This window comes from Treponema sp. UBA753 (assembly GCF_002297325.1).
Taxonomy (GTDB): domain Bacteria; phylum Spirochaetota; class Spirochaetia; order Treponematales; family Treponemataceae; genus Treponema_D.
In genome coordinates, this window is sequence record NZ_DBKJ01000138.1 from 1 (window position 1) to 6,192 (window position 6,192).

The window sequence follows — 6,192 nt, forward strand, 5'->3', positions numbered from 1 at the left end:
ACGGAGCATAAGAAATACAAAAGCGTTTTTCATATTCTTTTTCTATTTTGTTCATATTGCAAAATGCGGTTTTGTAGTCTTCACCGATTGGGAAGCAAAGATACTCGCCATCACGACAAATACAAAAATATTTTCTTTCCATGCTATTTCTTTCTGAGATTAATTTTTTATCAGAAAATTCTTTTATGTTGTCAATATCAACAATTTTTCCCAAAATGTGCAGAAAGTAAATTGTCAAGGCTATAATCATAATCAAGAGGACTGTTCTTAATATTTCCTTTTCTGTTGCAAGGAAGAACAGTATTAAGACTGCCAAGGGAATTGCTGTTATTATGAGTCTTTTTATTTTTTCCAGTCTTTTCAATTTTTATCTCCGTTATTTTTTTATATTGGCAATTTCTAGTTTTGATTTTGTCTGTTCGCTGTCTTCTGTGTATTCAGCAAGTTCAAGAATCTTGCCGCAGTTGTTTTTAATGCGTTCAAGGCAGTATCCGGTGTCATAGTTGAAGTTCCCGGCGCATGAATTCGGGATTGATTTGCAGAAACTCTTCAGACTTATTATCCATTTCATAAAACTTAGGAACTTCAATTTGCTTTCCTTGTTCCAGGTTCCTTTGTATAAGAATAGAAAATCGCTCCAGTCGGATGGTATATTGTGAAGAAAATCGCCCAGATACTTCATGAAAGTGATGATTTCTATGCTATCAAGGTTTGAATTTGAAACCATTCTTTGAAAAATCGCAGTTTCATAGAAAATTGAAAGAACACAACGGTTTATTTCTGTTTGTTTTTCAGTTGTGATGTCAGGAACTGAATATTTCTCATTTAAGTTATTGCTGTAATAGCACTTGTCTGTTTTTTTCCGCCATTCCGTGTCAAGGTACTCTTTCGTCTTCTTATAGCAGAAAAAATTGTGTATACAGAATGTCAAAGAGTCCATTCTGTCTATTACAAGACCAGCCGAATATGCAATAGCAGTAAATATTGCTATAAGAAATATTGCTGCAAATAAGATGATAAGAAATATTTTCATTTTTCGTTCTCCTACATATTGCTCAGTGTTTCTAAGACTATTTCAAGGCGCTCTTTCGACTGTTGAATAATTCTTTCTAACCGAAGTTGTTCATTTACAAGTGAGACTTTTTTATCAAGAGATAGGTTTTTGTCTTGCTTGATTGATTCAGAAATCTGCCATATTGTTTTTCCTTTTTTCAGAAGGTCTATTGCATTTTGTCGAGTTTTGAAATCTTCTATTTTGCGTAGAAGTTCCATTTCATCCTGACCGAAGTTTCCATCAATGTAGTCTAAATAGCATTTTCTTACCGTTTTTACTGTTATGTTCAGGTCGTGTAAAAAGATATCACCATACCTTATGTTTTCTTTCTGGCCTTTCTCGTAGATTTCTAAAAGAATTTTTCCGAAATTTTTCTGTAAATTTACGATTTTGCAGTCAATTTTTTTTGCCTCTTCAATCAGACTAGACAGGTATTCTGAAAATTCCCTTTTATAGATTTTTGCTTCAAGAGCTTTTTCCAGAAGGTCGTCGAATTTTGCCCAGAATTCTGTTCTGTGTCTTCTGTTGACACTTTTTAACTCAACACCAAGTTTTTTTTGCTTGCAGTTTATAAGGTGATGTGTATATTCATAGATTGCTTCGTATATAAGCTCATTTTCTGTGGTGAAATTCTTGTCATGAAGAAGTATTTCAAATGTCTTAGGTATGTACCGTCCAGGCGTTTTTTTTGAAGTCTTTCCTGTTTGCGTGACAGAGAAGTCTATGTCCGCTTTTTCAAGGGAAAGAAGAAGCTCTTTTATTTTTTCGTTTGTCATTTGCTAGTCTCCTGATTCAAATATTCTCTTTATCTCTTTTTCAGCAAATTCAGAATTTTCCAGGAAATCTGACGGATTCATTCCTGTTTCATAAACTTTTTTGCCAAAAAATATTTCTAACGGATTGAAACGTTCAGTTTTTGAGTTTGCTGGATTAAGTTTTAAAGGATTGAATTTCAAAAATATTCTGCTGTTTTCATCTTTTTCATTCTGCATTCTCTCGATTTCCTCCAGGGCTATGTCGTTTTTGTTTATGAGAATCTGAGGCATTTACCGTTTCCTTTTTTCTTTCAATCTGATTGGACAAATCTTCTGAGCGTTCTATCGTGTAGATTTTAACTTCAAAAGCTCTTTCCAAAATGTCATCGAATTTTGCCCAGTAATCCGGGGCATTTTCCAATTCCTTCTTTTCTTTAAAATATATTGAAAAAAAACGATATAAAACTTTCGTTGTTAAAATTGGTGTTAATAACACTGTCACAATGGCCGCAAGTATAGTTGCTGCTATGAGTTTGACCGTTGTGAAAATCTCCGTTTTCCTTTTCATTCCTTGTTCTCCTCAAACAGATTCAGCTGTTCTTCTTTTTTTCTTGCCGCTCTTTTTGAGATTATGTCATCAACGGTTCTCTCGAGCTCCTTTGACTTCTCAAGGGATTTATACGTGCGTGTCCGGTAATAGCTTTTCTGCGCCGCCCTCATCTCGGCTACAATATCTGCAAACTGTCCTGCGGTCATTTTGTTGTTGTATTCCTTGCATTGTCGCTCTGGTGGCATTTTTCCAGGTAGAATTCTGTCATTTCATATCGTTCCTTGGCATCAACAAACATAACCTGGTAAACTGCCAGAAGAAATTCTTTTATTGAATTAAAGGCCTTAATCATTTGTTCTCTCCTTCTGAAATATCATTAGAGCCTGAAAGTTTTCTTATCTCATATTCAGATGCACGGATTATTGTTCCGTCATCAGCAGTGAACTCTATTGAGCCGTCCGTTTTTGTCTTGAAGCCAGAAGCTTTGAATGATTTTTCATTAACGGTGATTTCGTATTTGCAGGAAGAAGATTCTAATGGTTTATATTTTGCTGCAAAAATGATGCTAAGAATTATGAAACATAAAAGTGCTATGAAAATAAATAGGTCAAAAGGTTCATAGGTAACCATCATCGCTAAAAACATAGCACAAAAAATTATTACAAAGATTACTTCAAATATTATTGCCATACTTACTCATCTCCTTCAAAGACATCATCAAAATCAGAAATATCTGAATCATCATTTTCTGAATCAGACTGTTCTTCTTCCTGATTCTCGTCGTCGTCCAGACTGAAAGCTCTGTAGATTCTTGCCGCAGAGAAATCATCGAAATGGCTGTCGTTGCGGATTTCCTCGGCAGATTTTCCGCTCTCAATTTCAGTCAGAATGAAGTCGTAGATTTCATAAGCAAGGTCGCTGCCTTTTTTCAGCCCGGCTTCATAAGCGGCTTTGCGCTCCCTTGTCCGCTCGGAATCCTGTTCAGGAGAAAGCCTATATGACGGACGCTCGATTCCGTCCGAGTGGTTGAAGTTCAGTCCAGCGGGCGTTCCCTCGTTTGTGGAAAGAGACTCTGAAATGTCGTCGTCGTTGTCGGACTTGTTTTTCTTGTATTTCTTTTTCTCGTTTGTGATTTTGTCAGCCTTAGAGATGGACATTTCTCCGCTTTTTACGGCTTCAAGAGTTTCTTCATCCGCATTGTTGATGATGTTTCTCATTCTTTCGGCTGTTCTTGGGGACACTCCCAGAACTCCTGCGATTTCTTCTGATGATTTTCCTGTAGGCTGCTCTCCGTCTATTTTCTTTCCCGGATTTTTGAGCTGGTCAAGCTTTTCCATCGCATCAAGTTTCTGGTATGGCTCAAGATTCCGTCTCAGAAGCTGCAGCTCATAGGCATAAATCAGAGCTTCGGTTCTTGTCTCAAACGTATGTATGTATGCAGGAATTTCCTCTATTCCTGCCATTCTTGCGGCTGCGACACGGTGTGCTCCGTCAAGCCTGATAGGGCTTTCCATGGTGTCTGGTTCTTCCATTATCTTGCACAGATGGATTACCTGAGTCTTGTCGTAGCCTTTTGCAATCATCGACTCTGAAATTTCCTTTGCAGCCTTCTCATTGAACGGAAATATCTCGACAAAATCCCCTTTCGGGTCATCCCTGATAGACTCAATCTTGACCTTCTCAAAGCCAGTGTTGCTTGAGACTACGGATTTTCCTGCCATAAAAGCTGCCGCCAGCTGGCTGTTGTCCTGTTCTTTTTTCAGGTCATTGTACGAAATCTTTTTACTTGCCATATTTTCTACTCCGTTTCGTCTGTGAGTTGCATGAGAAAACTTCTATACAATGACATATTGCATATTATGTGAAATAGACCATACGTATTGGCATAACCATAGACCCATTTAAACAGCTGGTCTTTTATCGGTTTTTTGCCGATGTCAACACCGTCTATGACAATCGTAAAGCATAGAGTTCTAAAGATAGTTCTTATAAGGTCAAGAAATTCTTTATTGCAGGTTTCGTTGTTTTCTAGTTCAAAAAAGTGGTAGTTCTCAAAACCCTTTTCTTCTAATTTTTCCTTTGAGATAAAAGCTTTTTCCTTGTTCGTAATGAGGCAGAGTGATTCGTCTCTTTTGATATTTTCAATCTGCTCAAGAAAATCGCCCTCGTTGAAGGTCATTGTAAAAGTCATACAGATTCTCCCCTGATGATGTCATCAGCGAGTTTTGAGATAACTGTCAGAGTCTCTTTTTTCACTCCGTCAAGGAACTGAAGCGGAACGTGGACTGACTGGGCTTTTCGGAATCCCTGATCCACCGGAATTATGTAAAGATTTGAGTCTGTTGCCGACCTGATTTTTTCAAGATAGTCCGCCTGCTGTATAAGTCTCATGTCACGTGAGTTCAGAACGATTTTGTCCATTTTTGGCTTGTCCGTGTCGTAGCGGTCTCTGAGCCTGTCTATGTTCTGCATGAATGTGATGAGTCCGTCAGATGAGAATTCGTCAATGTTAAGCACTGTTATCGCCTCGTCAGATGCAAGAAAGAAGCTTTCCTCTAAAGCGCCGAATGACGGAGATGTGTCTACAATGATGAAGTCAAACTGGTCTTTTAGTTCCCTGACAAGATGCTTTATGATGAACGGCTGTTCTGTCGCAAGAGTCTTTGAGTAGAGCCTGAGCGTTGAGTCCAGCGATGCTGTCGGAATAAGTTTAAGGTTGTCTACTTGTGTGGATATTATTGCTTCTGAAGCCGAGCATTTTTTCATCAGAACGTCTGCAAGTTCTTTTGAAATTTCTTCAGCTCCAAGCCATGTGGTTGCGTTGCCCTGCGGATCTCCGTCAATGAGCAGAACTCTGTTTCTTTTTTCTGCCAGGTCAACAGCTGTTGATACTGATACGCTGGTTTTACCAGTGCCGCCTTTTTGTAATGCGAATGTAATTACTTTCATGTGCCAGTCCTCACTGTGCTGTAATGTTTATAAAAGAATCAAAGATTCTATGGACTTTGCAGGATTTGAACCTGCCTTGCTTACATACTTCTATGCAAACAAGCCGCCTGTGTGGAAAGTCCAAAAAAAAAGACTTCCAAAGGACTGGAGGAAGTCTTTGTTATGCAAGTGAAAGAAATAAACTTGCCCGAAACTTTCAGTCCTAAGTTTGTGCAGAAACACTTAAAACTGAAAATGTTCCGAGCACCTATAAGCAAAGCGAACTTTTAACGAATTGCTTATAAGGCGAATATATTACGAATTGTTTACAAAAAAATCAAACTCTCTTGCAATTTATTTATAAAAAGTGTATAAAGATAAAACCTATACTGCTATAAATGCGGTCTATGGTCAGGGTTCTTTGTAAAGTCAACGAATATTAAGAGATATTCGGTATGTCCGTAAAGTTAATTGAATATCAATTTTCAGGCACATACGGCCCTTGCGTATCGCTGCTTTCGTTGAAAGTAGCAATTGACAACTTCTATACAGAAAAGGGTTTTGACGGATCTGCGGAACAGATCAGGCTCTTGGATGCCATACCAGTTGTCTAAACACTTGTTTGATAATGATTGGTGGTAACCGGCCGTGATATTTCGAAAAAAATATGGAATATCGTGAAAGTTATGAACTTTTTTAGTCCGATTAATCACATTATTCATTGTTCTCAAGTTTCACAAAAGTGTGTATGCGAATATTGTTCTGTAGCTGTTGTTATAGAAAATATTCTGGTTTAAAGTGCAGCACATTAAAATAAAAATGCTGGTTTTGGGAAAAATTAAAAACTAGCAAGGAGAAAAACATGGCAAAGGAGAAGTTCGTTAGAACTAAACCTCACATGAACG

The 6,192-nt window shown here is 37.8% G+C and carries 11 protein-coding genes; all 11 read right to left on the reverse strand.

Annotated features, from left to right (window positions below; all coding sequences use genetic code 11):
- On the reverse strand, positions 1-364 hold a 364-nt coding region (locus B4C08_RS10885; protein ID WP_296665313.1), incomplete at its 3' end, for a hypothetical protein.
- A gap of 12 nt (positions 365-376) precedes the next feature.
- Positions 377-1,033 carry a hypothetical protein gene (locus B4C08_RS10890; protein WP_296665315.1) on the reverse strand — a complete coding sequence of 219 codons (657 nt, stop codon included), beginning with the start codon at positions 1,031-1,033 and terminating at the stop codon, positions 377-379.
- A gap of 11 nt (positions 1,034-1,044) precedes the next feature.
- Positions 1,045-1,830, reverse strand: a complete 786-nt coding sequence (locus B4C08_RS10895; RefSeq protein WP_296665317.1) for a hypothetical protein — start codon at positions 1,828-1,830, stop codon at positions 1,045-1,047.
- Positions 1,831-1,833: 3 nt separating this feature from the next.
- Positions 1,834-2,046, reverse strand: coding sequence for a hypothetical protein (locus B4C08_RS10900; RefSeq protein WP_296665320.1), 213 nt, complete (start codon positions 2,044-2,046; stop codon positions 1,834-1,836).
- Positions 2,036-2,377 (reverse strand): hypothetical protein, encoded by a 342-nt coding sequence (locus tag B4C08_RS10905; protein ID WP_296665321.1) that lies wholly within the window; start codon positions 2,375-2,377, stop codon positions 2,036-2,038. The genes B4C08_RS10900 and B4C08_RS10905 overlap by 11 nt, the downstream gene beginning before the upstream one ends.
- On the reverse strand, positions 2,374-2,565 hold the full coding sequence (locus B4C08_RS10910; protein ID WP_296665323.1) for a hypothetical protein: 192 nt from the start codon (positions 2,563-2,565) through the stop codon (positions 2,374-2,376). Before B4C08_RS10910 ends, B4C08_RS10905 begins: the two co-directional genes overlap by 4 nt.
- Positions 2,562-2,711, reverse strand: a complete 150-nt coding sequence (locus tag B4C08_RS10915; RefSeq protein WP_296665326.1) for a hypothetical protein — start codon at positions 2,709-2,711, stop codon at positions 2,562-2,564. The genes B4C08_RS10910 and B4C08_RS10915 overlap by 4 nt, the downstream gene beginning before the upstream one ends.
- Positions 2,708-3,049, reverse strand: coding sequence for a hypothetical protein (locus B4C08_RS10920; RefSeq protein WP_296665327.1), 342 nt, complete (start codon positions 3,047-3,049; stop codon positions 2,708-2,710). The genes B4C08_RS10915 and B4C08_RS10920 overlap by 4 nt, the downstream gene beginning before the upstream one ends.
- A 2-nt stretch (positions 3,050-3,051) precedes the next feature.
- The gene (locus tag B4C08_RS10925; RefSeq protein WP_296665328.1) at positions 3,052-4,152 is read right to left on the reverse strand and encodes a ParB/RepB/Spo0J family partition protein; all 1,101 of its coding nucleotides are present in this window, start codon (positions 4,150-4,152) and stop codon (positions 3,052-3,054) included.
- 5 nt (positions 4,153-4,157) lie between these two features.
- The gene (locus B4C08_RS10930) at positions 4,158-4,550 is read right to left on the reverse strand and encodes a hypothetical protein (protein WP_296665329.1); all 393 of its coding nucleotides are present in this window, start codon (positions 4,548-4,550) and stop codon (positions 4,158-4,160) included.
- On the reverse strand, positions 4,547-5,308 hold the full coding sequence (locus B4C08_RS10935; RefSeq protein WP_296665331.1) for a ParA family protein: 762 nt from the start codon (positions 5,306-5,308) through the stop codon (positions 4,547-4,549). Before B4C08_RS10935 ends, B4C08_RS10930 begins: the two co-directional genes overlap by 4 nt.
- Positions 5,309-6,192 lie beyond the last annotated feature (884 nt).